The sequence below is a fragment of the Nocardia sp. NPDC024068 genome, from assembly GCF_040638875.1.
GTDB lineage: Bacteria > Actinomycetota > Actinomycetes > Mycobacteriales > Mycobacteriaceae > Nocardia.
In genome coordinates, this window is record NZ_JBEZYU010000030.1 from 14,769 (window position 1) to 40,952 (window position 26,184).

Genomic DNA, 26,184 nt, shown 5'->3' on the forward strand with positions numbered 1-26,184 from the left:
CGACACGTCGCGAGAAAGCCTGAGATGAACGTTCAACCTACAGGGGGAATTTGCGGCGAGGCCGGGGCTCTCGTGTGCTTACACTCCGGGCCCCGGCCCGATCACCCGTGCCGCTACGGGTAATTCGGTGGCAGGACTACAGGCGTTCGATGATCGTTCCTGTCGCCAGTGCGCCACCGGCGCACATGAGCACCATTGCAACGCTCCGGTCGGAACGCTCCAGTTCGTGCAATGCGGTGGTGATCAGCCGCGATCCTGTCGAGCCCACTGGATGACCCAGTGCGATCGCGCCGCCGTTCACATTCACCCGGTCCATATCCGGCTGATGGACCTGTGCCCAGGACAGCGCGACCGAGGCGAACGCCTCGTTGATTTCGAACAGCTCGATATCGTTGATGCTCATCCCGGACCGTTCGAGCAGCCGGCTGCAGGCCTGCACCGGTCCATCCAGGTGGAATTCGGGTTCCGCGCCCACCAGGCACTGGGTTACCACACGGGCCCGCGGACGCAAACCTTCACGCTGAGCGGCGTTCTCGTCCATCAGCAGTACCGCGGCGGCGCCGTCGGAGATCTGCGAGGAGGTGCCGGCGGTGTGAATACCGCCCTCCAGCACCGGCTTCAGTTTGGCCAAGCTCTCGGGGCTGGTCTCCCGCAGGCCCTGATCGCGCTTGACCTCCTGCTTCTCGCCGGTCGGATTGCCTTCTTTGTCGACCACGGGTGCGGTGATCGTCAGCACCTCCCGGTCGAAGCGTCCTTCGGACCAGGCCTGGGCGGCCAGCCGCTGGGACCGCACGCCGAGAGCGTCCACATCCTCGCGGGTGATACCGCGCCGCTTGGCGATCCGTTCGGCCGCCTCGAACTGGTTGGGCATATCGATATCCCAGCCCTCGGGCCGGCGCGGGCCGGCCGCCTCGCCCACATTGGCGCCCAGTGGAACCTGACTCATGGCCTCCACACCGCACGCCACCCCGATATCGATGGCGCCGGTGGCGATCAGACCGGCGATGAGGTGGTTGGCCTGCTGGGCCGAACCGCACTGGGCGTCGATGGTCGTGGCGCCCACCTGCCAGGGCAGTCCCGCCGCGAGCCAGGCGGTGCGGGTGATGTTGTTGGACTGCGCACCGGCCTGGGTGACGCAGCCGCCGATGATCTGTTCGACCTTCGCGGGGTCGAGGTGGGCGCGGTCGAGCAGGCCGCGCTGGGCGAGGCCGAGGATCTCGGCGGCATGCAGCCCGGACAACCAGCCGTTGCGTTTGCCGATGGGGGTGCGAGCTGCCTCGACGATAACGGGTGAGCCCATGGTGAACCTTTCGTTTCGGACATAAAACTGTAACGTGTTCCGCGCACGGAACAGGCCCGGATCAGTCCGGTTTCTTTCCTCGTTCTCATGCCTGTGCTTCAATGATTGTAGAACGTGTTTCAGTTTGTCGAAGGAGACATCTGGTGGTGGATACGCGCAATGCCCGCCCGAACCTGCCGGACGGGTTCGACGTCACGGACCCCGATATGTACATGCAGCGGGTCCCGGTCGAGGAGTTCGCCGAACTCCGGCGCACGGCGCCGATCTGGTGGCAGGAGAAGTCGCCGGAAGTCGGCGGGTTCCACGACGACGGCTTCTGGGTCGTCAGCAAGCACGCCGATGTCAAAGAGGTCTCGCGGCGCAGTGATGTGTTCTCGACCTTCGAGAACACCGCGCTGCCGCGCTTCAACGACGATATCGAGCGTGAGCAGATCGACCTGCAGCGTTTCATTCTGCTGAACATGGATCCGCCCGAGCACACCCGGATGCGCAAGATCATCTCGCGCGGGTTCACCCCGCGCGCGATCAACTCGCTGCGGGAGGAGCTGTCGAAGCGGACCGAGGCCATCGTCAAGGCCGCCGCCGAGTCCGGGTCCGGCGATTTCGTCACCCAGATCGCCTGTGAACTGCCCCTGCAGGCGATCGCCGAACTGATCGGCGTCCCGCAGGAAGACCGGATGAAGGTGTTCACCTGGTCCAACGAGATGACCGGTTACGACGATCCGGAAATCGACGTGGACCCGGTCCAGGCCTCCACCGAACTGCTCGGCTACGCCTATGCGATGGCCGAGGCCCGTAAGGCCTGTCCGGCCGACGATATCGTCACCACCCTGGTCGAAGCCGATATCGACGGCGAATCCCTCAAGTCCGAGGAATTCGGCTTCTTCGTGATGCTGCTGGCGGTCGCGGGTAACGAGACCACCCGCAACGCCATCACCCACGGCATGATCGCCTTCCTGGAGAACCCGGATCAGTGGGAGCTCTACAAGAAGGAGCGCCCCAAGACCGCGGCCGACGAGATCATCCGCTGGGCCAGCCCCATCACCACCTTCCAGCGCACCGCGCTCGAGGACACCGAACTGGGAGGTGTCCAGATCAAGAAGGGCCAGCGGGTGCTGATGCTCTACCGGTCGGCGAACTTCGACGAGGATGTCTTCGAGAACCCGGAGAAGTTCGACATCATGCGCGAGGACAACCAGCATGTGGCCTTCGGCGGTACCGGCGCGCACTACTGCATCGGCGCCAACCTGGCCAAACTGGAGATCGACCTGATCTTCAACGCGATCGCCGACCATATGCCCGATATCAGCAAACTGGGCGACCCCAAACGGCTGCGTTCGGGTTGGCTGAACGGCGTCAAGGAGTTCCAGGTCGACTACAAGACCTGCCCCGTAACGGGCAAGACCGGGAACTGACCGCCCGAGCGGCTGCGGCCCCCGCACTCGATCGGTGCGCGGGGTCGGACCGTTCTGCGGGCCGATCACGCGCACCGCGCCCTATCCGAACAGCGCCCGGCGTTGGAAGAAACGCTGTTCGACCGACTTGACGTAGCCGGAGGTCTCGACGGCAGACGATGTTTCCTCGAGTTCGCCGTCATCGCAGACGTAGTAGACCGGGGTATCGCGTCGACCTCCGACCGCGGGCGTGGACACGACCCAGCCGACATTGAAACGATCGGCCGAAAGCCTTCCCGGCGTGGCCTGGCTCGCGCCGGAAGCACAGCTGAACACATATTGGCGCACCTGGGCGATCGCCTGAGCCTGCGGCATGGGTTCAACGGCGTGATCGAGGTCCGTGGGAATCCCGCTACCCGGGACCGGTGCGGGTTCGTCCACTGGATCGCGGTCGTGCGACGACGCAGCGCTATCGACCGGGCGTGCCCGCTGTACGCCACCTGCGGTATCGGCTTTCGCGAAGGCCGCGGTGCGGCCGTGCATCGCCCGGGGGTCTTCGACGGATACGCCGCTGCTGCCGGAACAGGATGATTCGTATTCGTCCGATCGCCCGAAGGGGTATCCGATGGTCGGAATCTCTGGCGCGATGGCTGCTCGGGCGTCGGACGACGTGTACAGCCAGCGGTGAGATTCTGCGCTCATAAGGGGTCCTCTATGTCGACGCCGTTGTGCTCGCCGAGTCCGAGCGTATCCCGGGTGCCTCCCGGAACTCTCCCCGATACCGGCAATCCCGACTCGGATAAACTGCGGGGCCGGTTATCCGCAACGGCGGTGATTCGCCGGCCGGGCAGCGATACGGTTCTGCCCGCACACGGCCGAGTGTGCGGGCAGAACCGTATTCTCGAGGTGAGGCGGCCGCACCGGGAGGACCCGGGACGGCCGCCCCTCAGGGGGCCGGCACCGCGGTCGCCACGGCACGGTCCACTTCCCAGAACGCGCGCAGCGCCAGGATCTTGCCGGCATCGTCCACCTTGTAGGTGAAAACGCCCTCGGCGTCGATGCGGTGACCGCCGATGATGCTGCGGATGGTCCCGGTGAAGGCGATTTCGGCACCGCAGGCGAAGGAATCGTCGAACAGGAACTCGATCGATCCGGTGCCGGCGATGGCCTTGTCCCAGAACGCGGCGATGGCCTCCGGCCCGCGATGGCCCTTGCCCTCGGGATCGAATCCGGAGGGCCCGATCGGGTCCTCCACGATGCCGTCGGCGGCGAACAACGCGAGCCAGGCGTCCTTGTCCCGGGCCCGGACCGCGGCCTGGGAGGCCAGGCCCGCCACCCGGGCGGGATGTTCGTCGCTGCTCATGGATGTCCTCTCGACAGACCTGTCGCCGCCGGTGTGGACGGCGGCGACAGGCGGATCAGTTGATCGGGTTCTGGATGTGCTCCTCGGCGAACTTGCGCAGCGCGTCCTTCTTCGCCTCGATATCACCGTCGAATCCGATCCCCGCGGCCAGCCAGGGGATCACGATCGCGTCGGTGACACCGGCGTCGTACTGCTCCTGGTAACCGTCGCGGCCGAACTTGTCGATGCACACGGCCTGGATCTCGAACGGCTCGCCGGCCCGTCCGAACTCCGCCCGCAGTTCGCCCAGCCGGGCGATGGTGCTCTGCAGATCCTCGAACTTCATCATCGCCGAGGTCCAGCCGTCACCGACCTTGGCCGCGCGCTTCAGCGCGACCTCGGTATGGCCGCCGACGTAGAACGGGACGGGTTCGGTCGGCGCCGGGCTCATCTGCAGTTCGTCGAAGTCGAAGAACTCACCGTGATACTCGACCATCCCGCCGGCCAGCACCTTCTTGATGACCTCGATCATCTCGTCGACCCGGGCCCCGCGACGAGCGTAGGGCACCCCGCACCACTCGAATTCCTCCGGCGCCCAGCCGATCCCCACGCCGAAACCGAACCGGTTGCCGGACAGATTCGCCACCGACCCGACTTGGCGGGCGAGCAGCAGCGGATTGCGTGAACCGAGTTTGAGGACGTTGGTGTAGAAACGCAGCCGCGTGGTCACCGCGGCCATGGCGGTCGTGGCGATCAGCGGATCCACCCACGGGGTGTCCGGACCCCAGAAGCGGCTGCCGTCGGGGGTGTACGGATACTTCGCCGCCTGGGACTTCATATAGAACAGCGAATCCGGCAGGGCGATGGAGGTGAACCCCACCTCCTCGGCGGTCCGGGCGAGTTCGGGCAGCTGTTCCAGCGGGCTCAGCGCGATCCCGAGACTGAACTGCAGGGTCATCGGCGTTCCGATCCCACGACCCACATCGAGAAGTACTGCGACCCACCGCCGTAGGCGTGACCGAGGGCTTTGCGCGCGTTCTCGACCTGATAGTCGCCGGCCCGGCCCATGACCTGTTTGGCGGCTTCGGCGAACCGGATCATGCCGGAGGCGCCGATCGGGTTGGACGAGAGCACACCGCCCGACGGGTTCACCGGCAGCGTGCCACCGATCTCGGTCTCACCTTTGTCGGTGAGTTTCCAGCCGTCGCCGGGGGCCGCGAAACCGAGGTTCTCCAGCCACATCGGTTCGAACCACGAGAACGGGACGTAGATCTCGGCGGCGTCGATCTCGGCGAGCGGGTCGGTGATCCCGGCCTGCGCCCACAGCGCCTTGGCGGCTTCCTGCCCGGCCTGCGGATTCACCTGGTCGCGACCGGCGTAGGCCAGCGGTTCGGTGCGCATCGCGGTGGCGTGGATCCAGCCGACCTTCTTGCCCGACGATTCCATCGCGGTCGCCGACTGCTCGCCGCCGATGACCACGGCGCAGGCGCCGTCGGAGGAGGGGCAGGTCTCGTCGAAGCGGATGGGGTCCCACAGAACCTGGGAGGCCAGTACCTCTTCCATGGTCTTGTCGCCCTGCTGGAGGTGCGCGTACGGGTTCTTCGCACCGTTGCGGCGGTCCTTCGCCGCGACCATCGCGCCCACATGCAGCGGCGCGTTGGACCGACGGATATAGGAACGGACATGGGGTGCGAAATAGCCACCCGCGCCGGCGCCGACCGGCATGGTGAACGGCACCGGGATCGACAGCGCCCACATGGCGTTCGATTCCGACTGCTTCTCCCAGGCGATCGCGAGCACTCGTTCGTGCACGCCACCCTGCACCAGATTCGCGGCCACATTGGCGGTGGAGCCGCCGACCGATCCGGCGGTGTGCACGCGCAGCAGCGGTTTACCGGGGGCGCCCAGCGCATCGGCCATGTACAGCTCGGGCATCATCATGCCCTCGAACATGTCCGGCGCCTTGCCGATGACGATGGCGTCGATATCGGCCATGGTCAGTTCGGCATCGGCCAGGGCCCGGTCGATGGCCTCCCGGCACATGCCGGCCATGGTGACGTCGCCACGTTTGGCGACGTGATGGGTCTGTCCGGTGCCCAGCACCGCGGCGGGGAAACTCATCGGCGGGCCTCCTGCGTCATGCGGGACACCCGCACCCGGTCGGCACAGCGAATGGCTGCGCAATGGTAATTCACGGTGCCTCCGAATTCAGGACGGTCACAAGGTTCTGCTGCAGCGCCGGGCCGCTGGTGGCATGCGCCAGGGTGCGGCCGGCGGTGCCCGCCATGATGGGCAGCGCGGCGTAGCCGATGCGCTCCAGCCCGGTGGCGAACATGGGGTTGGCGGCCAGCGCGCCGCCGGACGGGTTGACCTTGGTCTCGGGCTTCAGTCCGAGCGCCTCGGCCAGGATGAGCTGCTGATGGCTGAACGGCGCGTGCAGCTCGGCAACATCGATCCCGCTGGTATCGCCGCTGGTCACGGCCTGTCCCGCGGCGGCCGCCGACGGGGAGGTGGTGAGGTCGCGGGCGCCCAGCACGCTGGAATCGATACGGTGCGACATCCCGGTGATCCACGCCGGGCGTTCGGTCAGTTCGCGGGCGCGGTCGCCCACGGCCAGCACGATCGCGGCCGCACCGTCGGTGATCGGCGCGCAGTCGTGGGCCCGGAGCGGATCGGCGACGTAATCGCCCGCCAGCAGCTCGTCGACAGGCGTGCCGTCGACGGTGTGCGCGGCCGAGACCGCGGCCATATCGCGTTCGGTCCAGCGGCCGGCGTCCAGTCCGGCGCGGGCCTGCAGACCCGCGATGGCCAGCGAATCCGGCCACAGCGGAGTGACCAGGTAGGGATCGAGCTGGGTGCTCAGTACCTGGCGCAGCGTGCTCGCGGAGGATTTCCCGAAGCCGTAGACCAGGGCGGTTTTCGCCTGCCCGGAGCGCAGTTTCACCCACGCCTCGTAGAGGGCCCAGGCGGCGTCCATCTCCACGTGGGATTCGTTGATCGGCGGCACCGCGCCGATCGAGTCGATCGCGGAGATGAACGAGAACGATCGTCCGGCGAGGTAGTCCGACGATCCGGAGCACCAGAAGTCGATATCGGACTTGGTGATGCCGAGCTGGTCGTAGAGCTGCTGGAAGCAGGGCACCAGCATCTCGACGCCGTTGGTGGTGCCGTAGGTCTCCGAGACATGCGGTGCGTGCGCGAAGCCGACGACGGCGATCTCGGTGGCGTTGTCGATGGAACGCTCGGTGATGGTCACGCGGGGAGCCCTCTCACAGGTGATGCTTGTAGGTGTCGTAGTCGGCATCCGGCTCGCCGGTCGGCTCGAAATGGTCGATATTGGCCATGGTGAAGTCCCATTCCTCGCGGGGCTTCCAGACCACCTTGACCCGCATACCCATCCGCACCTCGCTCGCGTCGCAGCCCAGCACGAGATGGAGGAACGGGATATCCGCGCCGTCGAGCAGCACATAGGCCGCCACGTAGGGCGGTTTGATCCGCTGCCCGAGGAACGGCACGTTCACGATGCAGAAAGTGGTGACCGTGGCGGTTTCGGCCAGTTCGACGGTTTCCGCGGTGGACCGTCCGTCCATGGGGTCGACGCCGCGCGGCGGGAAGTACACCTTGCTGTTCGCGTCGGCGCGGGCGCCGATGAGCTTGCCCTCTTTCAGGCCACGCAGGAAAGTGGACTCCTCGGGCGACGCGGTGTGCTTGTAGTCCATCGAGATGGGCGTGACGATCCCGGTGACCGGTTCGGCATCCGAGGCCGGCGCGGGTTCCGCGGTCGGCGTCTCGCCGGGCTCGAAGCAGACGATGTCGTGGATCGTGCCGGTGAGTTCGGCAGCCCAGCGGGCGGTCACTCGCATACCGGTGCTGATCTGCTCCGGGCTCGCGACGTCGACCGCGTGCAGCAACGCGGTATCGGCGCCGTCGAGCTGGATCAGCGCATAGGCGAACGGCCGATCGAAGGGCTGACCGGGCAACGGTTCGCGGACCCAGGTCCACGATTTCACCGTCCCGGTGGGGGCGACCTCGACGAACTCCGACAGCGGTTCGGAGGTCACCGGGTCGAATTCGGCCGGTGGTACGAGTACCCGGCCATCCGTTCCGCGGTTACCGAAGACGCGTCGCTCGCGCAGGCCGGTAAGGAACTTGCCGATGATTGGTCCCACGGAACGCGTGTAGTCGAACTCCATCCGCAGGGGCGCACTGAGCACATCGCTCGGTTTCAGTCCCGGCGGGCGTTCCTGCGTAATTACCGTGGGTGCAGTATTCCCCTGAGTCACGATATCGAGTAGAACAGGTTCTTATTCTGCTGGCAAGCAGTAGGCCGGAAAGGGGTCGGATGTGAAGTTCGGATTGCAGCTCGGATACTGGAGCGCCGGGCCGCCGGAACACGCCGCGGAAGTGGTCGTGGCGGCCGAGGAAGCCGGGTTCGACGCGGTGTTCGCCGCCGAATCCTGGGGTTCGGACGCTTTCACGCCGCTGGCCTGGTGGGGATCGGCCACCGAGCGGGTGCGGCTGGGTACCTCGGTGGTGCAGCTGTCCGCGCGGACCCCCACCGCCACCGCGATGCACGCGCTGACCCTCGACCATCTCAGCGGCGGCCGGGCGATCCTCGGTCTCGGCGTCTCCGGTCCGCAGGTGGTGGAGGGCTGGTACGGACAGCCGTTTGCCAAACCGTTGCAGCGGACCCGTGAGTACGTCGATATCGTGCGGAAGGTCCTCGCCCGCCAGGGGCCGGTGACCAATGACGGGCCGAACTACCCGCTGCCCTTCAACGGTCCGGGCGCCACCGGCCTGGGTAAACCGCTCAAGCCGATAACTCACCCCCTACGTGCTGATCTGCCGATCTGGCTGGGCGCCGAGGGGCCGAAGAACGTCGCGCTGACCGCCGAGATCGCCGACGGCTGGCTGGCCATCTATTACACGCCGCGGATGGCGGGCGTATACAACGAATGGCTCGACGAGGGCTTCGCGCGCCCGGGTGCCCGGCGTTCGCGGGAGGACTTCGAGATCGCCGCCACCGCCCAGGTGATCATCACCGATGACGTCGCCTCGGAGATCGAGCGGATGCGCTGGATCACTTCGCTGTACATCGGCGGTATGGGCGCGCCCGAGCTGAACTTCCACGCCCAGGTCTATCGCCGGATGGGGTACGAGAAAGAGGTCGACGAGATCGGCGCCCTCTTCCAGGCGGGCAAGAAGGCCGAGGCCGCGGCCGCGGTGCCGGACGAGTTGGTTCTGGAGACGGCGATCATCGGCAACGAGGCCCAGGTTCGTGAGCAGATCGGAGTCTGGGAGGCCTCGGGGGTCACCATGCTGTTGGTCTCGGTGCCCGATGTGGCGCAGTTGAAGCGGTTGGCGCCATTGATCGACACCCTGTGAACTTGTTTCAGAAATGACCCTGCGGGCAACCGCCGGGGCTTGCGGCGGTTGCCCGGCCACGCCCGCGGCGGTCGTCCGGTCGCACCCGCGGCGTGGGGATCTCACGCCGCGGGTGCGACCGGGCGAGCCGAGGCGGCGCCGCCGGGTTGGTGATCGCCTACATCCTTTGCTGGTGCGAATCGGCTCTCGATGGACGAATCGCTGCACTCTGTTTGGCGGTTGCAGATCCGAGGGGCAGGCCGGTGTCAAGGATTGTCAGGCCAGCACCGCGGACCAGAGTTCGAGTGACTGCGCGGTCCCGAGTTCGACCCGGGCCGCGGGGTTGTCGGCGTAGTGGGCGTTCGACGCTGCTACAGATGGACTGACCGGCTGCCGCATCCGCGCCGAAGACCTCGCTCGGACACCACACCCGTGAGTCCGGTTCCGATCAACCCGGTCCTGCCGGCGTCGGCCGGAAGTGCTCGATCGGGTTCACGTGCGGCGAGATCGGTATGGCCTGGGCCGGCCCGCCACTGGGTGATCCCGCGGCGTTTGCTCTCGCCGGGCGTGGATCGCACGGTCCCGGTGGTCCGGTCACGGGAGTGGGGTACGGGTGGCTCGCGGTGCGGACGGGACAGTGGTTTCGCTTGCGGACGTGGACAAATGTCCGATACGGTCGCTGCAAGCTCGCGGGGGCGGAGGAGCCGGTCCGGTCCTGCGGTACCAATTCCGGGATCGGCGCAGGGGAGCGAATTGGGCATCGTGCGAAGGTCGGCGTGTGTTGTGGTGGCCGGGGCGAGTGTGGTCTTGGCCGTGGCGGGGTGTGGGACGTCTCCCGGGGGTACCGCGGAGTCTTCCGGGTCGGCGGTGACGTCGGCGGCGCCGGTGGTTCCGAGCGGGTTCGATCCGTGTACCGATATTCCGCAGGAGGTGCTGGATTCGGAGGGGTTGCATTCGACGGGACTCGACCTGGATCGGGACGAGATGCGGCGCGGGGATATCGCCTGGAGCGGCTGCGGCTGGGTGATGTCCGACGGTTACGCCGCGAGTGTCAGCGCGACGAACCTGACGCTCGATATGGTTCGGGAGAAGGTTGTACCGGGGTCACGGGAAACCGCGGTGAATGGTCGGGCGGTCATCATCGCGCAGCGAGGGGGACCGACCAGCTGCACGCTGAATGCGGAAATGGTGGGGGGGAGTTTGGAATTCCTGGTCGACAATCCGCCATCCAACCGCATTACCGGCAATCAGCATCCGTGCGATATCGCGGTGCGACTGGCGGAGAAGGTGCTACCTCTGATCCCAGCAGGGGCTTGACGGTAGTGAGAGTGACGGGGTCGGCTACCGGAACAGGGGTGGGTCATGGCAGATGATGGAAAGCGTCCTATGCAGGGCATGATTGATGCGGCTGGTGAAGGTCAGTTGTCTGTGTCTTTCAACAGCGACGTGCGGGTGAACGCGGAGGAATTCGTCTATATCGACCGGGACTGCCAAGCCATGAAGGACAAGATTCGGGCGATGCAGCGTACCGCCGAGGGGGTAGCGAATCGCGAGGCTTGGGGTCTGGGCGAGGACCCCGGTAGCTGGATACGTTCCGGCAAAGTGCTGGTCTCGCGCTTCAAAACCAAGGCGCAGGGCGACGAGTCGGGGAACAGCGTCCACGCCATCCTGGAACGCCACTATCAGATGGTGGACGGTATTCAGGAACTGCATCGTGTGATCGCGCAGCGCTATCTGGACACCGATAGCGAGTTCGCGTCGCGATACAACGAGGTCATGGCATCCGCCCCGCAGGGACTGCAGGTGCCGAAGTGAGTGAACTCAGCTATGAGCAATCGCTGATCGAGAAGAATTGCGCGCGGGACAACCCCGCGGGGCATTCGCATACCGAAATCAAAGAGCTGTTCGATGCGATGGACCCGTTGGAGGCCACCTACGCCCGCGACGATTACGCCGCCATCGCCACCGCCTGGGAGGAAACCGTAACGGTGTTCGCCGCCCGGATCCGCCGGTCCAGTGAATCGGCGTGGTCGGGCCCGGCGGCGGAGACCTCTCGGCAGGCCATCGCCGATTACGCCACCGATGCCACGAATCTGACGCCCGCCCTGTGGGGGCTGGCGCACCGTGTCGACAATATGGTGGCGGCGGTGCTGACCACCAAGAACGGTATGCCGGAGGTCGTGGACGATCCGCAGAGCGCGTGGAATCCCGGAGACTGGTTCGACGGTGACGGTGGGGTTTCGGAGGCCGAACAGAAGGCCTACCAGCATATGACCCTCAACTACGTGAATCCGGCGGTCTCGGTGGACGGCCAGATTCCGGTGCTCCCGCTGCCGCGGAACCCGGTCGTGGCGGATGACGGCGGCACCCCGGTCGATACCGGTACCGGTGACGACGGCACCTCCCCGTCCGGATCCGGGACGCCGGAGCCGGAGACTCCCGGCGCGGAGCAGCCCGGTGCGCAGCAGCCAGCAGGTGATGACACCACCGCGGAAGATGACACCACTGCGGGCGACGAGCAGCCGAGCGCGACCGAAACCGCGAGTACCACACCGCAATCCACGGTTCCGAGTAGCACCGGTAACCCGTCGGTGACACCCTCCTCGACCACCACCGGAACGCCCTCCGGTGCACCGGGCAGTCCCAGCGGCCCGGGCGGTCCCGGCGGGACTCCCGCTCCGAGCGCACCCGTGCCGGGGCGCACGGTACCCGGTTCGCCGACGCCCGCCGGGGTGCCGGCGGCCACCGCCGCGGCCAGAACCGCGGCGGGTTCGCCCGGTATGCGCGGTGGTACGCCGATGATGGGCGCGCCCGGTGGAGCCCGCGGCGGCTCCGGTGACGACGACCGCGAACGGCAGACTCCCGATTACCTGATCAACGAGGAGAACACCCGCGAACTCCTCGGCGACGAGCCGCGCACGATTGCCGGCGGGGTACTCGGTGCCGATACCCCCGCCGCTCATCCCGCCGAACGACCTCCCGGATCCTGATCGCCGGACCGGCCCGGAATCACTCGTATCCGGGCCGGCGTCACGAATACGCGCCGGGTGGGCGGTCCGCTGCCGCCGGGCAACAATCCGCCCCCGATCCATCGATCGCGGGGCCCCTATCGCTCGATTGGAACGGATACCACCCCGATGGCCTGGACCTGGGACCCGGATACCTTTGCCGCGCACTGGTTCGACGACGGCAACGATCGAATGCCCGCACCACTGCGCTACCGCAGCCGTTTCCTCACCATGGACGAGTTCGAGGCGCATTGCGCGGCCGTTCGCGATGGCGGTGACAGCGACGACCGGGAACGTATCGGTCTTCTCGTGCACACTCTGGCGCACTGCGATATGCGGATCGAGATCCTGTTCGGTTCGGTGGTGCACCGGGGCGGCGACGGCCGCACCCGTAAGGATCTGCGTGTTGTCGGCGCCCGGAACTCCACATACGCGGTGGTGCTCGCTCAGACGGCGGTCCGGGGTGTGGACGGTGATATCCGGGCGCAGTTGTTGCGCTCCGACCAGCTCCCCGCCGCGCTGGCAGCCGCCATCCCGCCCTGCGAACCCGGCCGGGACAAACCCGTCACCTTCGACCTCGCGGACGTGAAACCGGAGCCCGACACCGGATATTCCGCCGATTCCGGCCCCGGGAGTACGCGGCAGCGCTTCCGGCAATTGGCCCGCCGGCCGACCGACGGTGGTGGGCACGCCATCCTCCGGCTGGGCGATCTGCACGCCGCCCACAACCGCTACCGCGCCCTGCAATGGTTCGATATCACCGGCGACGGGCGCTATGTGGAACAACGCAACCGCACCCATCTCGAACTCCGCCCCGCCAGCGCGCAGGGCTTCGGTGCCGTATTCACCGCGTGGATCGACCAGGCCCAGCGCGCACTCCGCGCGGACGCGGACGACCACACCGTCTTCTGACACGCGTCCGGGACCGGCGGCCCGGCGGGTATTCATCGGTAGTCCTGGGCACAGAGCAGCGGGGGATGAAGTCCCTTGTCGAGCACCCGGATACCGGTCCACGGGCAGGGGCGGTGGCCGTGCGGACCGATCCGGCCGGCCCGGATCGGGGCGAACTCCCGGCACCCACCGGGACAGGCGATCGAGGCGATCGGCCCCCACGGCGTCCTGCCGTGATGGGTGACGATGCGCAGTTGGCGGGTGGTGATGAACGGTTGACATCCGCATGGGGGCGCGGTGGGCCGCACTCCGACCCCGATCCACGGGCACAGCCCGGCGACATTGCGGAAATGCGGTGCGATCTGCCCGCCGGTGACCAGAGCGCCGCGCAGGCAATGCAGCGATTCGGGGCACCGGATGATGAGTTCATTCTCGCTCTGGCGGGCGATGGACAGCGCGCGCAGCGGAACCCAGGGCTCGGCGTGCAGAGCGCAGGAGGTGTCATCGGCGGCCATGCCGCGCCTCGGGATGCGCCGCGCGGTATCGAGCTATGACACCGTCGATTTCGTGCTGGGTGTGACTCCGGTATCGGTCACCTCTGTCGAGGTCGCGCAGGCTGCGCGCTACGCGTTCGAGCACATCGATATCGGTGCATTCGGCCGCCCGCGCGAGTCGCACGGGCGCCACTCCCGCCCATCGGCTCGGAATCCGTTGCGGTAGGGCGGGCGTCCCGGCGTCGGGTGGCTCGGTGTGGATCCGCGGCATGGGTACCTCCGATCGTCGTTCGATACGCGCTGGGGCCGCGCTCTTTCGGCGGGGCCCAGTTGAGCGGATCAATCGGCGAATTTCGCTCCGACGGGGACGATCCGATGGAATCGATCCGAAGTCCGAGAGCGTGATCCGGCGGCTCGCCTACGGCCATCCATGAATCCGGCGGATGGCATCCACGGAAAATGGATGCCTGTTATGGATTTCGGCGCGATCCGGTCCGGTCGGGACGGTGGCGCATTCATGAGTTGCCCGCTGATCTCGCGCCCGTCGAGCATCCGTCGTGACATGGACGGCGGTCTGTGGTCGAATCACCTCGAGAGATGTGGCCGTTCGGCCGACCACGATGTTCCATGGTGGAAGTGCCGCACCGGACGGAACAATTCTCATCGGGGCAGCGATATTTCGGATCGATCAGGTGCATTCGTCGCGGGATGACGGCCGCGCGGGTGGAGTAATCCGCCCGGATCGATCCAAGCGAATTCGAGGGCGTGATCCAGGGGAAAGAAGGTTGTCATGGCGGATATCGGATCGACCCTCCCGCGTCGCCAGGTGGGGCGATATCTGCGGGACCTACGGCAGGGCGCCGGGCTCACCATCGCGGAGCTGGCGCGGCGGATCGAACGTGGCGCCACCACCGTGCAGCGGCTGGAAACCGGTACGGCCGACCGGATCAGGCTGTGGGATATCGAGGCGATCTGCCGCGTCTGCGGCGCCGACAGCACCACGATCGACGCCTTGAAGGGTCTGGCGCAGCAGGGCAACAGCAAGAGCTGGTGGCATCAGTACGGTGATCTGATCCCGCTGAATTTCGATGTGTACATGGGGTTGGAGGCGGGAGCGGCGAAGCTGACGTCGTTCGCCGAACTCGTGCCCGGGCTGTTGCAGATACCGGAATATGCGCGAACCGTGACCCGGTTGGCTCATCCGGCCGAATCCGACAGCGAAATTCTCCGTCGTGTCGAGATGCGAATACGACGTCAGGCTCAGATAACCAAGAAGTCGGACCCACTGCCGGTAGACATCGTTCTGGACGAGTCCGCAGTGCACAGGGTCGTGGGGAGCCGTCGCCTAATGGCGGCCCAGCTCCGACACCTGGCGGATGTGGGAACCCGTCCCAATGTGTCGGTCCGTCTTCTGCCTTTTGCCGCTGGTCTTCCGTTGGGCGACCTGACCGGTCCGTTCATCGTCCTGGATTTCGAGGACTCGTCCACGGGCAAACCTGTGGAGCCACCTGTCGTATACGCGGAGGGCTACACCGGGGCGATGTATTTCGATGATCCGGAGCTCGTGGAGCGGTATCGCGACGCGCACGCGGGCCTTCGGCAGGTAGCGTTGGATGCGCAGGACAGCAGGAGGCTGCTTCGCGAGAAGGCAAGGGAGTTCGCAGGGTGAGCACGTATCTATCCGAGGCTCTCTGGTTCAAGAGTAGCTATAGCGGCGGCAGCCAAGAGTGCGTCGAGGTGGCTTTCATCGGGGGCAATGTGATCGGCGTGCGCGACTCCAAAGAACGCGGCGGCCCGGCCCTGTCCTTCACCGCCGCGGCCTGGGACGCCTTCACCGCGAACACCCGTTCCTGTCGGTTCGACCGCCCATAGCCTTCGGGGTCATTCACTGCTACCTGCTCCAGCCCGGTCACCGGCGGAGTACGGATGGAATCGGCTGCGACAACGCTCGAGCAGATGACTGCCGGCCGGAGATGCCAATGGTCTCGATCGTCGGTGCGGCGGCGGTATCGCTCATTTCTCCGGCAGCCGATGAGTTCGAGCCTGCGAGGTCGTCCGTATTGGAAACCGATCCGAATCGGAATGGAGTCGTAGATGGGTGACAGTACAGCGGATACGAGGGCGACTCGGTCGACCGTGTGGGCGAATGGAGTCGAACTCGGCATCGAGACTTTCGGCCGCGACGACGATCCGCTCGTGCTGCTGGCCGGCGGGACCACGATGCTGTCGTGGCCCGACGCGGTGTGTGAGCGGCTCGCGGCCGGTGGCCGCCGGGTGGTCCGCTACGACCTGCGCGACGCGGGAGCGTCGACGACGCTCGACCCGGACGCGCCGGAATACAACCTGCGCGATCTGGCCGCCGACGCAGCGGCCCTCGTCGGCGCACTCGGTGCCGCGAGGGCTCACCTCGGCGGTATCGGAGTCGGCGGGATGGTCGCCCAGGTCGCCGCGCTCGATTATCCGGACGTGTTCTCGGCGCTGACATTGGTGAGCACCAGGCCGGTCGCGCCCGGCCCCGTCGACGAGGACCTGCCCGACCACGACGCCGCGACCATGGCGGCGTTGTTCTCGCGGCCGTTTCCCGACTGGACCGACCGCGACGCTGTCGCGGGCTTCGTCGCCGAGGGCGCCGAACTGCTGGGCAACGACCCGGAACAGGCGCGCGCCACCGCGGCCCGGATCTGGGACCGCACACCGTCGAGCGATCCCTCGGTGCACCAGACGAACCAACTCGGAACCGTGTTCGCCCGGCTCGACTGCGCACCGCGATGGCGTGAGCGCCTGGGCGAACTCGCGGTGCCGACGCTCGTCGTGCACGGCCGCGCGAACCCGTTCTTCCCGGTCGGCAACGGTGAGGCGCTCGCCGCCGCGATCCCCGGCGCGCGGCTACTCGTCCTCGACGATATGGGCACCGTCCTGCGCGATGCCGCCGCCGAGGAGGTGGCCGCCGCGATGCTCTCCTCCGACGAGGCACTCTTCTGAAGAAGATGTCGCCGTGGAGATCAAGAGGCTCACAAGCGGCCCCATCCGCAACTTATGCCATTATCCTGCTAAAATCATGGCATGACGATGTTCCAGGTGAGTGATCTGGCGGGAGCGCGGCGCCGTGAGTTCCTCGATGAGGCGAAGAGTTCGTCGGCATCGTTGCGTGACACCGACGGGTCGGTGCTCGTCATGCTCGCGGCTCAACGGATCGCGGCGCTGAATGAAGCCGCCGCGGTGGTCATGCAGTTGTTCACCGCCGAGGCTGTTCTCGCCCGGACCGATACCCCCACTCCGGTCGAACTCGGAGGACTGGGCTGGTTGGCGGAATTCGATCGCGATGACCGGGCCGAAGCATTGGCCGAGATCCGCAATGCACTGGTGCTGACGGTGAGTTCGGAAGATCCGGCCCCGCTGCGCGAAGCGTTGCATGCGTGGGTGACCACCGCTGCCGTCATGCGCAACCCCGTTCGCCGCGCGATACATGCGAATGCTGCCGAGGAGTCCGATTTCGTCGAGGTGGATTCACCGCGACCGAGCGACGATGTCTGATCGAGATCCCCGTCCCGGCGCGTATCGTCCATTCGTCGCAGCTCGTTCACCGGGCGGCCGGCCCGATATCGCCCCCGTCTACCGAATCCTGGTCCACCGACAGTTCGTCGACGTCTGGAACAGCCTGACCGACCGGGTGGGACTTACTGCCGCTCGGCAGTTCTGGGATCACGTGTCGTCCACCCCTGGCGCGCCCCCGGCCGTCGGATCTTCGACCGTGCTTCGCGGCAAGCATCACGGCCCGAAGTGGGAAGGGTATTCGCGCACGATCCACTATGAGATCAGCGGGGCAGGTCGTATCGACTATCAGTACTGCAATGACACTCGGGAAGGCGATCAGGGAGATCCACACCCCGTGGTAAAAATCCTCACCATCGATCTCGGGAGCCACTGACCACGGCCGATACCGAGTCAGCGTTGGGGCCTCTGCCGGGCCGGCGATACTGTCGTCGGCCCGGACGGCTTCAGGCCGGTTCGCCCACCGGCTCCTCCCTCCACTCCGGCGGGAGATCGAACAGCGGGAACAGCCGATCGGTGTCGAGGAAGAAGTTGAGCCCGGCGATCTCGCCGTCGCGCATCTCCAGGACAGTGATCGACCACGGCACCCACCGCCCCGGTTCGCCGCTGGGCTTGTAGTGGCCGAAGGCGGGGTGGCCGTTGGCACCGGCCAGCGGGACCAGCCGGGAATCGCGGCAGGCCGCGCCCGTGCCGAGCATGAAGTCGGCGACGTTCTGCGGCCCGGAGATCCAGAGATCGAAGGGCGGCATGGAGAGCGCCACATCGGTTTTCAGCAGGGCGGTGAGTGCGTCCATATCGTAGGACTCGAACGCGGTGACGAATTCGTCGACGAGTTTGCGCTGGTCGGAATCGGTCTCGTCGTAGCTGTCGGTATCGGCGGGCTGTACCTTGCTCATGGTGGCGCGGGCGCGTTGCAGGGCGCTGTTCACCGACGCGGTGCTCATGGTGAGCGCCTCGGCCGTTTCGTTGGCGGAGAACCGCAGCACCTCGCGCATGATGAGGATGGCGCGCTGGGTGGCGGGCAGATGCTGGCAGGCGGCGACGAACGCCAGCCGGAGGCTGTCTTTGGCGGAGACGTGTTCGGCGGGGTCGGAGCCGAAGGCGAGCGAGTTGGGGATGGGCTCCACCCAGACGTAGTCCGGTTGCGGCGGCCCGAGTGGCTTATCCGGGGTCGAGGGGCTCGACAGGTCCATCGGGCGGGCCCGGCGTTGCGGGCCGTCGAGCATATCGAGACAGATATTGGTGGTGATCTTGTAGAGCCAGGAGCGCAGGCTCGCCCGGCCCTCGAAGGAATCGTAGGACTTCCAGGCCCGGGTGAACGCGTCCTGGACGGCGTCCTCGGCCTCGAAGGACGACCCCAGCATGCGATAGGCGTAGGCGCAGAGTTCGCGTCTGTGCGCCTCGAAGGATCTCAGGACATCGGCATCGACGGTGCCGGTCTGCTCGCTCATGGGTGCCATGCTGGCACAGCGCACCGACATCTGAACAGGGGATGAAACACGCAGTTCGCGCGGGTGATCACAGGCGTATCAACAAGCTCGGTGGCCACAGTGGGCCGGTTGGCGGCGGGTGCCGGAAATTGTGCGCGGCGCGCCGATTAGTTCCGGTACCGGCCCGCGTCTCTAACTGTGCGGCCGGCGAACACAGACACCCTCCCGAAAGGACCGAACCATGAGCAGCAAGATGATCTTCGTGAATCTGCCCGTTACCGACCTGGGGCGCTCGAAGAATTTCTACGAGGCCCTGGGCTGGAAGGTCAACGACGATTTCACCGACGACAACGCGGCCTGCATCGTCGTCGACGACAACATCTGCCTGATGCTGCTCACCCACGCGCACTTCTCGATGTTCAGCCGCCGGCCCATTGCCGACACGCAGGCGGCCACCGGAGCGGCCTACGCCCTGTCGCTGGGCAGCGCCGAGGAGGTCGACCGGCTGACCGAGGCCGCGGTCGCCGCCGGCGGCAGCGAAGAGGTCAATGCCGATAAACAGGCGCAGGAGGCACAGGTCGGTATGCACGGCCGCACGTTCCTGGACCCCGACGGTCACCAGTGGGAGCCGTTCTACATGGACTACCCGGGCGCGTAACCACGCGGACCCGAATGCCCCGGTCGACGAGGTCGACCGGGGCATTCGGCGTCGGGCCGCATGGTATCCGGTGCCGGGGCGGAGTCCGGCCGGGCAGGCGGCCCCGAGGAGGGTCCTACTTGCCGCTGAAGTTCGGCTTGCGCTTTTCCTTGAACGCTTTCGGGCCCTCTTTGGCGTCCGCGGACTGGAAGACCGCCATGCCGAGCTTGGCGTCGATCTGGAACGCCTCTTCCTCGGGAATGCATTCGCTGTCGCGGATGGTCTGCAGGATCGCCTGCACGGCGAGCGGGCCGTTGGCCGCGATCAGATCGGCCAGTTCGAGAGCCTTGTCGAGCGCTTGGCCGTCGGGCACCACATGGCCGATGAGGCCGATGTCCTTGGCCTCGGCGGCGCTGAGGTGGCGTCCGGTCAGCAGAATATCGGCGGCGACGGTGTAGGGGACCTGACGGACCAGCCGGACCGCGGAGCCGCCCAGCGGGAACAGTCCCCAGCGCGCCTCGGAGACCCCGAACTTCGCGCTTTCGCCCGCGACCCGGATATCGGTGCCCTGCAGGATCTCGGTTCCGCCGGCGATGGCCGCGCCTTCGACCGCGGCGATCAGCGGTTTGGTGAGCCGCCGGCCCTTCAGCAGGGCCTCGATCTTGGACAGATCCCAGCCGCCTCCGGAAAACGAGTCACCGGGGTGCTGCTGGGTCATACCCTTGAGGTCTGCGCCCGCGCAGAACGCCCCGCCCGCGCCGGTGAGGATCGCGACCCGGATCTCCGGATCGCTGTCGACCTGGTCCCAGGCGTCGCGCATGATCGCCATCATCTCCGTGGAGAGCGCGTTGCGCGCCTCCGGGCGATTCATGGTGACGATGAGGACGTGGCCGCGCTTCTCGACGAGGCATTGAGGCATCGTTGTTTCTCCTGTTACTCGGACCTTGCAAGAAACAGTAACACGTTCTATTTTTGACCTTGTGACGTACAACATAGCCGACCTTGTCGAACACACCATCGACCTTGTGCCGGACCGGGTTGCGCTGGCTGACGACCACCGCTCGGTGACCTTCGCCCAACTGGAGGACAGGGCGAACCGGCTTGCGCACTACCTGCTGGAACACGGTGTCCAGCCGGGCGACAAGGTGGGTATCTACTCACGCAACACCCTGGAGGCCGTGGAGTCGATGCTCGCGGTCTTCAAGGCGCGGGCGGTGATGGTCAACGTCAACTTCCGCTACGTCGAGAACGAGTTGCAGTACATCTTCGAAAATTCGGACATGGTGGCGCTCATCCACGAGCGTCGCTACACCGAAAAAGTGGTGAACGTCCGGCCGAAGGTTCCGGCTCTGAAGACGGTGCTGATCGTCGACGACGGCACCGGTGCCGCCACTCCCGCGGACGCGGTGGACTACGAAGCGGCGCTGGCGGAATCGTCGGGTGAACGCGATTTCGGGGATCGCTCCAACGACGACATCTTCATGATCTACACCGGCGGCACCACCGGTATGCCGAAGGGCGTCATGTGGCGCCACGAGGACTGGTGGCGGGTGCTCGGCGGCGGTATCAACTTCATGACCGGCGAATACGTGCAGGACGAATGGCAGCAGGCCAAGAACGGCGCGGCCGGCGGTCAGATGGTGCGCTACCCGATCCCGCCGCTGATCCACGGCGGCTCGCAGACCGCGGTCTTCCACGGTCTGTTCGACGGCGGTAAGACCATCATGATCCCGGAGTTCGACGCCCACACCGTCTGGCAGGCCGTCGATCAGCACGGCATCAACATGATCTTCATAACCGGCGACGCCATGGCCCGCCCGATGCTGGACGCGCTGAAGGCGGGCCACCCCGAAACCGGGGAGTCCTACCAGCACGCGAGCCTGTGGGCGATGGCCAGCAGTGCGGCGCTGTTCTCGCCCGCCCTCAAGGACGAGTACATCGACCTGCTGCCCAATACGGTGATCACCGATTCGATCGGTTCGTCGGAGACCGGTTTCGGCGGTATCTCCATCGCAGCCAAGGGCGCGACGCATACCGGCGGTCCGCGGGTGAAGATCGACGCGTCCACCGCGGTGATCGACGAAGACGGCACGCCGGTCGTCCCCGGTTCCGGACAGACCGGGGTGCTGGCACGTAAGGGTCATATCCCGATCGGGTACTACAACGACCCGGTGAAAACCGCGGCGACGTTCAAGGAGTACAACGGCGTCCGCTACTCCATCCCCGGCGACTGGGCCCGGGTCGAGGAGGACGGCACCGTCACCATGCTCGGCCGCGGGTCGGTCAGCATCAACAGTGGCGGCGAGAAGATCTATCCGGAAGAGGTCGAGGGCGCGCTGAAATGCCACCCCGAGATCTTCGACGCGCTGGTGGTCGGTGTGCCGGACGAGCGCTGGGGCCAGCGGGTGGCGGCCGTGGTGCAGTGCCGCGGCGGTAAACGCCCCACGCTGGAAGAGCTGCGCCCGGTGCTGACGCAGGAGATCTCCTCCTACAAGATGCCGCGCAGCCTGTGGTTCGTCGACGAGATCAAGCGGTCGCCGGCGGGTAAGCCCGACTACAAGTGGGCCAAGGCGCAGACCGAGGAACGCGAGGCCGACGAGCACGGGTCGGCCGGCGGCGCTTCCTAGAACGGCGCTGTCGAGGGCTGCCGCATGGACTGGGCGGCCCTCGACGTGTCTGTGCATCCACGTATGCCGCGACCTTCCGGTTCGGGGGAGCGTCCGCGATCAGGTCGGGCGCGGTGAAATCTGCCGCTCTCGGCCTTCGGGGGAGTGGTACCGCATGGTACCGTTCGGTATGGCCGGTTTGAATGTCCGATTTACCGATGAGGAGCTGGAGGCTTTGCGGCAGCGAGCCGAACGGGAGGGGCGAAGCATGCAGCAGTTCGCGCACGATGCGGTGATAACCGCGATCAACGAGCATTCACGGTTGTTCAACGAAGCCGCCGATCATGTTCTGGCTGTCAGTGCGGAGCTCAACCGGAGGCTTGCCTGATGAAGTACCTGACGCTTATCGAGTTGATGAATCTCGCGGAGCGTTTGGGTACCCCGGAAGTGCGAGACTACGGGCTGCTGGAGTCGGCGCTGGCCCGTCCACGAGCGAGCGTTTTCGGACAGGATGCCTATCCGGACATATGGCAGAAAGCGGCCGCGCTGATGGAGTCGATCGCGCGCAATCACGCGATGATCGACGGGAACAAACGGCTTGCCTGGTATGCCACCTGGGTATTTCTGCAGATGAATGGCCATTCGCTGGCCGCGGGTTTCGACGTGGACGCTGCCGAGGAGTTCGTATTGGCGGCGGCGCAAGGCCAACTCGATCTGGCGAAGATCGCGGAGCAGTTGACGACATTCGAAGGGTAGTCATGGCGAGAAGGCCGCGCCGGCTCCTCCGCGGGGCGACCGCAACGTCGGAACGTTCACACAATCGGGAAGTAGCCCTCGAGGCGCTGTTCTTCCCAGGTTCTAGAATCCGGCCGTGACGGATACATTTACTTTTCCCACACTGCCGCGTGACCTCCCGGCCGGGCGTGTGATCCGGGTGGAGGACGCGCAGGGGCCGGCGGGCGGACGTGAGGTGCTCTGGGTGTCCGAGCACCCGTGTACCGGGGCCGGTGAGCTCTGGTCCCGACTCTACGAGCAGCGAACCGCTACCGGGTTGTACCCGCTGCTGCTGGACTACTTGGAACCCGATCCGGGACCGGACGCGGACGGCGAAGCCCGGCCCTGGCACAGCGCCGAACTCGCCGAATTCCGTTACGCGTCGGTGGGCATGATCGATGCGCTCGATCCGGCCGAGGTCTTGCGGGGGATGTGGCCGATGGCCGACGACGATGAGATTCCCGGTTCCGACGCTCCCCACGACTGGCCGGGTCTTGCCGACTCGGGAACCGCTGGAACCGACCCGGGCGCCGCGGCAGGGGAGCTGGCATACCGACTGGACGGTGACGAACCGCGGCTGATCGGGCTGGTCCCGGCCGGGTCCGGAGCGGACGCGCTGACCGTATGCGGCTGGGAAGGGCCGTTGAACCACACGAACTTCACCGAAGAGATCTCGGTCGTCGTCCGCTCGTGGGAACAGCGATTCGGCGTACGTGTCGTGATGGTCGGCTTCGATACGCTGCACCTCTCGGTGGCGTCGCCGCCGGCGAGCGATGAGCACGCCCGACAGGTAGCCGCGGAGCATATGGCCTTTTGCCCGGACAACTTCGACTCCGGCACATTCGATGCCTACGCGAAGAGTTTGATCGGGCTCGGTACCTGGAATTTTTGGTGGGACTGAAGCAGCTCGTCCGTTTTTCTTGGCGCGGAGTGGCACCGCGCGCTCCTGTCCGCGTCATGCGCGGGATTGCGCGCGGTGCCACCGCGGTCATGTGGGTGATATCAGGCGGATTCGGGGACGAACTGCGCCAGGGGGAGCAGGTGGTCGGTCGCCCCGCCGAGGGTGAACTCGTTGCGGGTAGCGGCGGTGAAGTAGTTGTGCACGATATGGTCGCGGTCGATACCGACGCCGCCGTGCACGTGGACCAGGGTGTGGGCGACCTGGTGGCCGGCCTCGGCGGCCCAGAACTTCGCCGTATGCACGGCGCCGGTCGCGTCCATATCTTCCGCGAGCTGCCACGCCGCCTGGGTGACGGTCAGTCGAAGGCCCTGGACGGCGATATAGCTGTCGGCGAGGCGCTGGGCCACGGCCTGGAAGCTGCCGACCGCGCGACCGAACTGTTCGCGTTCCCGGCCGTAACCGGCGACCAGCTCCAGGGAGCGTTCGAGAGTGCCGAGCTGCGTCGCGGCCAGGCCGAGCCAGGCGCGGTCGAGCAACCAGCCCAGGATCCGGGCGCCGTCGTCGACGGTGCCCAGCAGTTCGGCCGGGGCGTCGGCGAATTCGACCAGCGATTCGGCGCCGCGGTCGGTCACCTGCTGGGCGGTCACAGTGACGGATTCGGCCGAGGGGTCCACCAGGAAGACCGCCGCGACTCCGGACACCGAGGCGGGCACCAGGATTCGTGCCGCCCGATCGGCGACCGGGACGGTGGTCTTGGTGCCGGTCACCCGCCAGCCGCCGCCGGTCTCGGTGGCGGTGGTGGTGGGGCGGGCGGGTTCCCAGTTGCGTTCCTCGGCCAGTGCGACCGTCAGGATCGAGGTTCCCGCGGCGGCGTCGGCGCCGAGTTCGCGCTGCTCGGCGGATCCGAACTCGGCCAGCGAGCCCGCGCCCAGGACGACCGACCAGAGGTAGGGGACCGATGCGACGGCTTTGCCGAGTTCGCGCAGGATCGCGGTCTGTTCGAGCGAGCCGAAGCCGCTGCCGCCCACACTCTCGGGTAGCGCGGCCGACAGCACACCGGTCTCGGCGAGCGATTTCCACAGCGTGTCGTCGAATTTGGCGGTACCGCCGTCCAATTCGCGCAGGCGATCGGCGGTGACCAGTTTGTCGCAGACCTCGCCGGTGAGGCGGGCCAGATCCGACTGGGCTTCGGTGGGGGTGAAATCCATGGTGAGTACCTCGTGGAGTCGGGCGTCGGAGTCAGCGGCCGGAGGCGGGCTGCTTCAGGGCGGTCATGGCGATGATGTCGCGCTGCACCTCGTTGGTGCCGCCGCCGAAGGTGAGGATCAGGGCGGCACGGTGCATCCGCTCGAGCCGGCCGCGCAGTACCGAGCCGGGGGAGTCCTGGCGCAGCGAGGCCTGGGGTCCGAGGACCTCCATCAGCAGGCGATAGGCCTCGGTGGACAGTTCGGTGCCGTAGACCTTGCAGGCCGAGGCGTCCCACGGGCGCGGGGCGGCGTCGCCGCCGGCGTCGACCCGGCTGGCGATCTCCCAGTTCATCAACTTCAGGTATTCGACCTTGGCGTGCACGCGGGCCAGGTTCAGCTGGACCCATTCACGATCGAAGACGCGGGAGCCGTCGGCCGCCTTGGTCTCCTTGGCCCAGGCCGTGGTCTGCGCCAGCGCTAGTTGCAGCGCGGCGGCCGAGGTCAGCGCGACCCGCTCGTGGTTGAGCTGGTTGGTGACCAGCGGCCAGCCGCCGTTCTCCGGGCCCACCAGGGAGGTCACCGGAACACGGACGTCCTGGTAGTAGGTGGCGCTGGTATCCGGCCCGGCCATGGTGTGGACGGGGGTCCAGGAGAAGCCTTCGGCGGTGGTGGGCACGATGAGCATGCTGATGCCCTTGTGCTTCTTCGCGCTGGGGTCGGTGCGCACGGCCAGCCAGATGTAATCGGCGTAGGCGATGAGGCTGGTCCACATCTTCTGGCCGTTGATCACATAGTCGTCGCCGTCGCGGACGGCGGTGGTGCGCAGGCTCGCGAGGTCGGTGCCGGCGCCTGGTTCGGAGTAGCCGATGGCGAAGTGCAGCTCACCGGCGGCGATCTTGGGCAGGAAGAATTTCTTCTGCTCCTCGCTGCCGTAGTGCATGATCGTCGGCGCCACCGAGTTGACGGTCAGGAACGGTACCGGGGCGCCGGCGATGGCGGCCTCGTCGGTGAAGATCAGCTGATCCAGCATGGGCCGGTTCTGGCCGCCGAACTCCTCGGGCCAGCCCAGCGCCAGCCAGCCGTCGCGACCCATCTCTGCCACGACCTCGCGATATACGTTGCCCTCGCCGTACTCGCCGGTCTGGGAACTGAGCGCCGCCCGGCGCTCGGGGGTGATCAGCCGCGCGAAATATTCGCGCAACTCGGCGCGTAGCTGTGCATGTTCCGGGGTATACGCGATGCGCATAGCGGTACCTCGAGCCTTCGTTCTTCGGGTGTGAGATGGGGCCTGGACGTGCGATCGC

Annotated in this window: 30 protein-coding genes; 16 read left to right on the plus strand and 14 right to left on the minus strand. The window is 66.7% G+C overall.

Features of this window, described 5'->3' with window-relative positions; translation table 11 throughout:
- Positions 1-136: 136 nt before the first annotated feature.
- A complete protein-coding gene (locus tag AB0F41_RS20985) occupies positions 137-1,300 on the minus strand; it encodes a steroid 3-ketoacyl-CoA thiolase (RefSeq protein WP_357426236.1) in 1,164 nt (387 codons plus the stop codon).
- A 101-nt stretch (positions 1,301-1,401) separates the two neighbouring features.
- Here AB0F41_RS20985 and AB0F41_RS20990 point away from each other — a divergent pair, with 101 nt between their 5' ends.
- Complete coding sequence (locus AB0F41_RS20990) at positions 1,402-2,715, plus strand: cytochrome P450 (protein ID WP_357426238.1); 1,314 nt, start codon at positions 1,402-1,404, stop codon at positions 2,713-2,715.
- A gap of 81 nt (positions 2,716-2,796) precedes the next feature.
- On the opposite strand, the gene AB0F41_RS20995 is transcribed toward AB0F41_RS20990, so the two are convergent.
- The 6 genes from AB0F41_RS20995 to AB0F41_RS21020 all read right to left on the minus strand — a co-directional run bounded on the left by AB0F41_RS20995 (position 2,797) and on the right by AB0F41_RS21020 (position 8,229).
- A complete protein-coding gene (locus AB0F41_RS20995) occupies positions 2,797-3,396 on the minus strand; it encodes a hypothetical protein (protein WP_357426240.1) in 600 nt (199 codons plus the stop codon).
- A gap of 244 nt (positions 3,397-3,640) precedes the next feature.
- Positions 3,641-4,057: a nuclear transport factor 2 family protein gene (locus AB0F41_RS21000; RefSeq protein ID WP_357426242.1), complete on the minus strand. Its 417-nt coding sequence runs from the start codon at positions 4,055-4,057 to the stop codon at positions 3,641-3,643.
- A gap of 55 nt (positions 4,058-4,112) precedes the next feature.
- On the minus strand, positions 4,113-4,988 hold the full coding sequence (locus tag AB0F41_RS21005; protein ID WP_357426326.1) for a TIGR03619 family F420-dependent LLM class oxidoreductase: 876 nt from the start codon (positions 4,986-4,988) through the stop codon (positions 4,113-4,115).
- A gap of 2 nt (positions 4,989-4,990) precedes the next feature.
- Complete coding sequence (locus AB0F41_RS21010; protein WP_357426244.1) at positions 4,991-6,157, minus strand: thiolase domain-containing protein; 1,167 nt, start codon at positions 6,155-6,157, stop codon at positions 4,991-4,993.
- A gap of 70 nt (positions 6,158-6,227) precedes the next feature.
- On the minus strand, positions 6,228-7,292 hold the full coding sequence (locus AB0F41_RS21015) for a thiolase domain-containing protein (RefSeq protein ID WP_357426246.1): 1,065 nt from the start codon (positions 7,290-7,292) through the stop codon (positions 6,228-6,230).
- Positions 7,293-7,305: 13 nt separating this feature from the next.
- Positions 7,306-8,229, minus strand: coding sequence for an OB-fold domain-containing protein (locus AB0F41_RS21020; protein ID WP_357426328.1), 924 nt, complete (start codon positions 8,227-8,229; stop codon positions 7,306-7,308).
- A gap of 151 nt (positions 8,230-8,380) precedes the next feature.
- Between AB0F41_RS21020 and AB0F41_RS21025 the strand changes: the two genes are divergently transcribed.
- Positions 8,381-9,421 carry an LLM class F420-dependent oxidoreductase gene (locus tag AB0F41_RS21025; RefSeq protein ID WP_357426248.1) on the plus strand — a complete coding sequence of 347 codons (1,041 nt, stop codon included), beginning with the start codon at positions 8,381-8,383 and terminating at the stop codon, positions 9,419-9,421.
- A gap of 255 nt (positions 9,422-9,676) precedes the next feature.
- On the opposite strand, the gene AB0F41_RS21030 is transcribed toward AB0F41_RS21025, so the two are convergent.
- Positions 9,677-9,799 (minus strand): hypothetical protein, encoded by a 123-nt coding sequence (locus tag AB0F41_RS21030; RefSeq protein WP_357426250.1) that lies wholly within the window; start codon positions 9,797-9,799, stop codon positions 9,677-9,679.
- A gap of 264 nt (positions 9,800-10,063) precedes the next feature.
- Here AB0F41_RS21030 and AB0F41_RS21035 point away from each other — a divergent pair, with 264 nt between their 5' ends.
- The 4 genes from AB0F41_RS21035 to AB0F41_RS21050 all read left to right on the plus strand — a co-directional run bounded on the left by AB0F41_RS21035 (position 10,064) and on the right by AB0F41_RS21050 (position 13,320).
- Complete coding sequence (locus tag AB0F41_RS21035) at positions 10,064-10,717, plus strand: DUF3558 domain-containing protein (RefSeq protein ID WP_357426252.1); 654 nt, start codon at positions 10,064-10,066, stop codon at positions 10,715-10,717.
- 45 nt (positions 10,718-10,762) lie between these two features.
- The gene (locus AB0F41_RS21040; RefSeq protein WP_357426254.1) at positions 10,763-11,215 is read left to right on the plus strand and encodes a hypothetical protein; all 453 of its coding nucleotides are present in this window, start codon (positions 10,763-10,765) and stop codon (positions 11,213-11,215) included.
- Positions 11,212-12,390, plus strand: a complete 1,179-nt coding sequence (locus tag AB0F41_RS21045) for a hypothetical protein (protein ID WP_357426256.1) — start codon at positions 11,212-11,214, stop codon at positions 12,388-12,390. The genes AB0F41_RS21040 and AB0F41_RS21045 overlap by 4 nt, the downstream gene beginning before the upstream one ends.
- 147 nt (positions 12,391-12,537) lie before the next feature.
- The gene (locus AB0F41_RS21050; RefSeq protein WP_357426258.1) at positions 12,538-13,320 is read left to right on the plus strand and encodes an ESX secretion-associated protein EspG; all 783 of its coding nucleotides are present in this window, start codon (positions 12,538-12,540) and stop codon (positions 13,318-13,320) included.
- 32 nt (positions 13,321-13,352) lie between these two features.
- Here AB0F41_RS21050 and AB0F41_RS21055 read toward each other — a convergent pair whose 3' ends face one another.
- Both AB0F41_RS21055 and AB0F41_RS21060 read right to left on the minus strand, forming a co-directional pair.
- On the minus strand, positions 13,353-13,814 hold the full coding sequence (locus tag AB0F41_RS21055) for a hypothetical protein (RefSeq protein ID WP_357426260.1): 462 nt from the start codon (positions 13,812-13,814) through the stop codon (positions 13,353-13,355).
- Complete coding sequence (locus tag AB0F41_RS21060) at positions 13,801-14,064, minus strand: hypothetical protein (RefSeq protein ID WP_357426262.1); 264 nt, start codon at positions 14,062-14,064, stop codon at positions 13,801-13,803. The genes AB0F41_RS21055 and AB0F41_RS21060 overlap by 14 nt, the downstream gene beginning before the upstream one ends.
- A gap of 519 nt (positions 14,065-14,583) precedes the next feature.
- Here AB0F41_RS21060 and AB0F41_RS21065 point away from each other — a divergent pair.
- The 5 genes from AB0F41_RS21065 to AB0F41_RS21085 all read left to right on the plus strand — a co-directional run bounded on the left by AB0F41_RS21065 (position 14,584) and on the right by AB0F41_RS21085 (position 17,721).
- The gene (locus tag AB0F41_RS21065) at positions 14,584-15,462 is read left to right on the plus strand and encodes a helix-turn-helix transcriptional regulator (RefSeq protein WP_357426264.1); all 879 of its coding nucleotides are present in this window, start codon (positions 14,584-14,586) and stop codon (positions 15,460-15,462) included.
- Complete coding sequence (locus tag AB0F41_RS21070; RefSeq protein ID WP_357426266.1) at positions 15,459-15,665, plus strand: DUF397 domain-containing protein; 207 nt, start codon at positions 15,459-15,461, stop codon at positions 15,663-15,665. The genes AB0F41_RS21065 and AB0F41_RS21070 overlap by 4 nt, the downstream gene beginning before the upstream one ends.
- Before the next feature lie 222 nt (positions 15,666-15,887).
- Positions 15,888-16,775, plus strand: a complete 888-nt coding sequence (locus AB0F41_RS21075) for an alpha/beta hydrolase (RefSeq protein WP_357426268.1) — start codon at positions 15,888-15,890, stop codon at positions 16,773-16,775.
- Positions 16,776-16,856: 81 nt separating this feature from the next.
- A complete protein-coding gene (locus AB0F41_RS21080) occupies positions 16,857-17,327 on the plus strand; it encodes a hypothetical protein (RefSeq protein ID WP_357426270.1) in 471 nt (156 codons plus the stop codon).
- Positions 17,320-17,721: a hypothetical protein gene (locus AB0F41_RS21085; protein ID WP_357426272.1), complete on the plus strand. Its 402-nt coding sequence runs from the start codon at positions 17,320-17,322 to the stop codon at positions 17,719-17,721. Before AB0F41_RS21080 ends, AB0F41_RS21085 begins: the two co-directional genes overlap by 8 nt.
- Before the next feature lie 70 nt (positions 17,722-17,791).
- On the opposite strand, the gene AB0F41_RS21090 is transcribed toward AB0F41_RS21085, so the two are convergent.
- Entirely contained in the window at positions 17,792-18,826 is a 1,035-nt protein-coding gene (locus AB0F41_RS21090; RefSeq protein WP_357426273.1) for a sigma-70 family RNA polymerase sigma factor, read from the minus strand.
- A 190-nt stretch (positions 18,827-19,016) separates the two neighbouring features.
- On the opposite strand from AB0F41_RS21090, the gene AB0F41_RS21095 reads away from it, so the two are divergent.
- A complete protein-coding gene (locus AB0F41_RS21095; RefSeq protein ID WP_357426275.1) occupies positions 19,017-19,433 on the plus strand; it encodes a VOC family protein in 417 nt (138 codons plus the stop codon).
- A gap of 115 nt (positions 19,434-19,548) precedes the next feature.
- Here the strand turns inward: AB0F41_RS21095 and AB0F41_RS21100 are convergent, their stop codons facing one another.
- The gene (locus AB0F41_RS21100) at positions 19,549-20,331 is read right to left on the minus strand and encodes a crotonase/enoyl-CoA hydratase family protein (protein WP_357426276.1); all 783 of its coding nucleotides are present in this window, start codon (positions 20,329-20,331) and stop codon (positions 19,549-19,551) included.
- 61 nt (positions 20,332-20,392) lie between these two features.
- Between AB0F41_RS21100 and AB0F41_RS21105 the strand changes: the two genes are divergently transcribed.
- From AB0F41_RS21105 to AB0F41_RS21120, 4 genes are all read left to right on the plus strand, one after another.
- Positions 20,393-22,039: an acyl-CoA synthetase gene (locus tag AB0F41_RS21105; RefSeq protein ID WP_357426278.1), complete on the plus strand. Its 1,647-nt coding sequence runs from the start codon at positions 20,393-20,395 to the stop codon at positions 22,037-22,039.
- A gap of 169 nt (positions 22,040-22,208) precedes the next feature.
- The gene (locus tag AB0F41_RS21110) at positions 22,209-22,406 is read left to right on the plus strand and encodes an antitoxin Phd (RefSeq protein WP_357426280.1); all 198 of its coding nucleotides are present in this window, start codon (positions 22,209-22,211) and stop codon (positions 22,404-22,406) included.
- The gene (locus AB0F41_RS21115) at positions 22,406-22,774 is read left to right on the plus strand and encodes a type II toxin-antitoxin system death-on-curing family toxin (RefSeq protein WP_357426282.1); all 369 of its coding nucleotides are present in this window, start codon (positions 22,406-22,408) and stop codon (positions 22,772-22,774) included. Before AB0F41_RS21110 ends, AB0F41_RS21115 begins: the two co-directional genes overlap by 1 nt.
- Positions 22,775-22,889: 115 nt before the next feature.
- A complete protein-coding gene (locus tag AB0F41_RS21120; RefSeq protein WP_357426284.1) occupies positions 22,890-23,693 on the plus strand; it encodes a DUF4253 domain-containing protein in 804 nt (267 codons plus the stop codon).
- A 101-nt stretch (positions 23,694-23,794) separates the two neighbouring features.
- On the opposite strand, the gene AB0F41_RS21125 is transcribed toward AB0F41_RS21120, so the two are convergent.
- Together AB0F41_RS21125 and AB0F41_RS21130 are read right to left on the minus strand one after the other, a co-directional pair.
- Positions 23,795-24,901, minus strand: coding sequence for an acyl-CoA dehydrogenase family protein (locus AB0F41_RS21125; protein ID WP_357426286.1), 1,107 nt, complete (start codon positions 24,899-24,901; stop codon positions 23,795-23,797).
- Positions 24,902-24,932: 31 nt separating this feature from the next.
- Positions 24,933-26,126, minus strand: a complete 1,194-nt coding sequence (locus tag AB0F41_RS21130; RefSeq protein ID WP_357426288.1) for an acyl-CoA dehydrogenase family protein — start codon at positions 26,124-26,126, stop codon at positions 24,933-24,935.
- Positions 26,127-26,184: the final 58 nt, after the last annotated feature.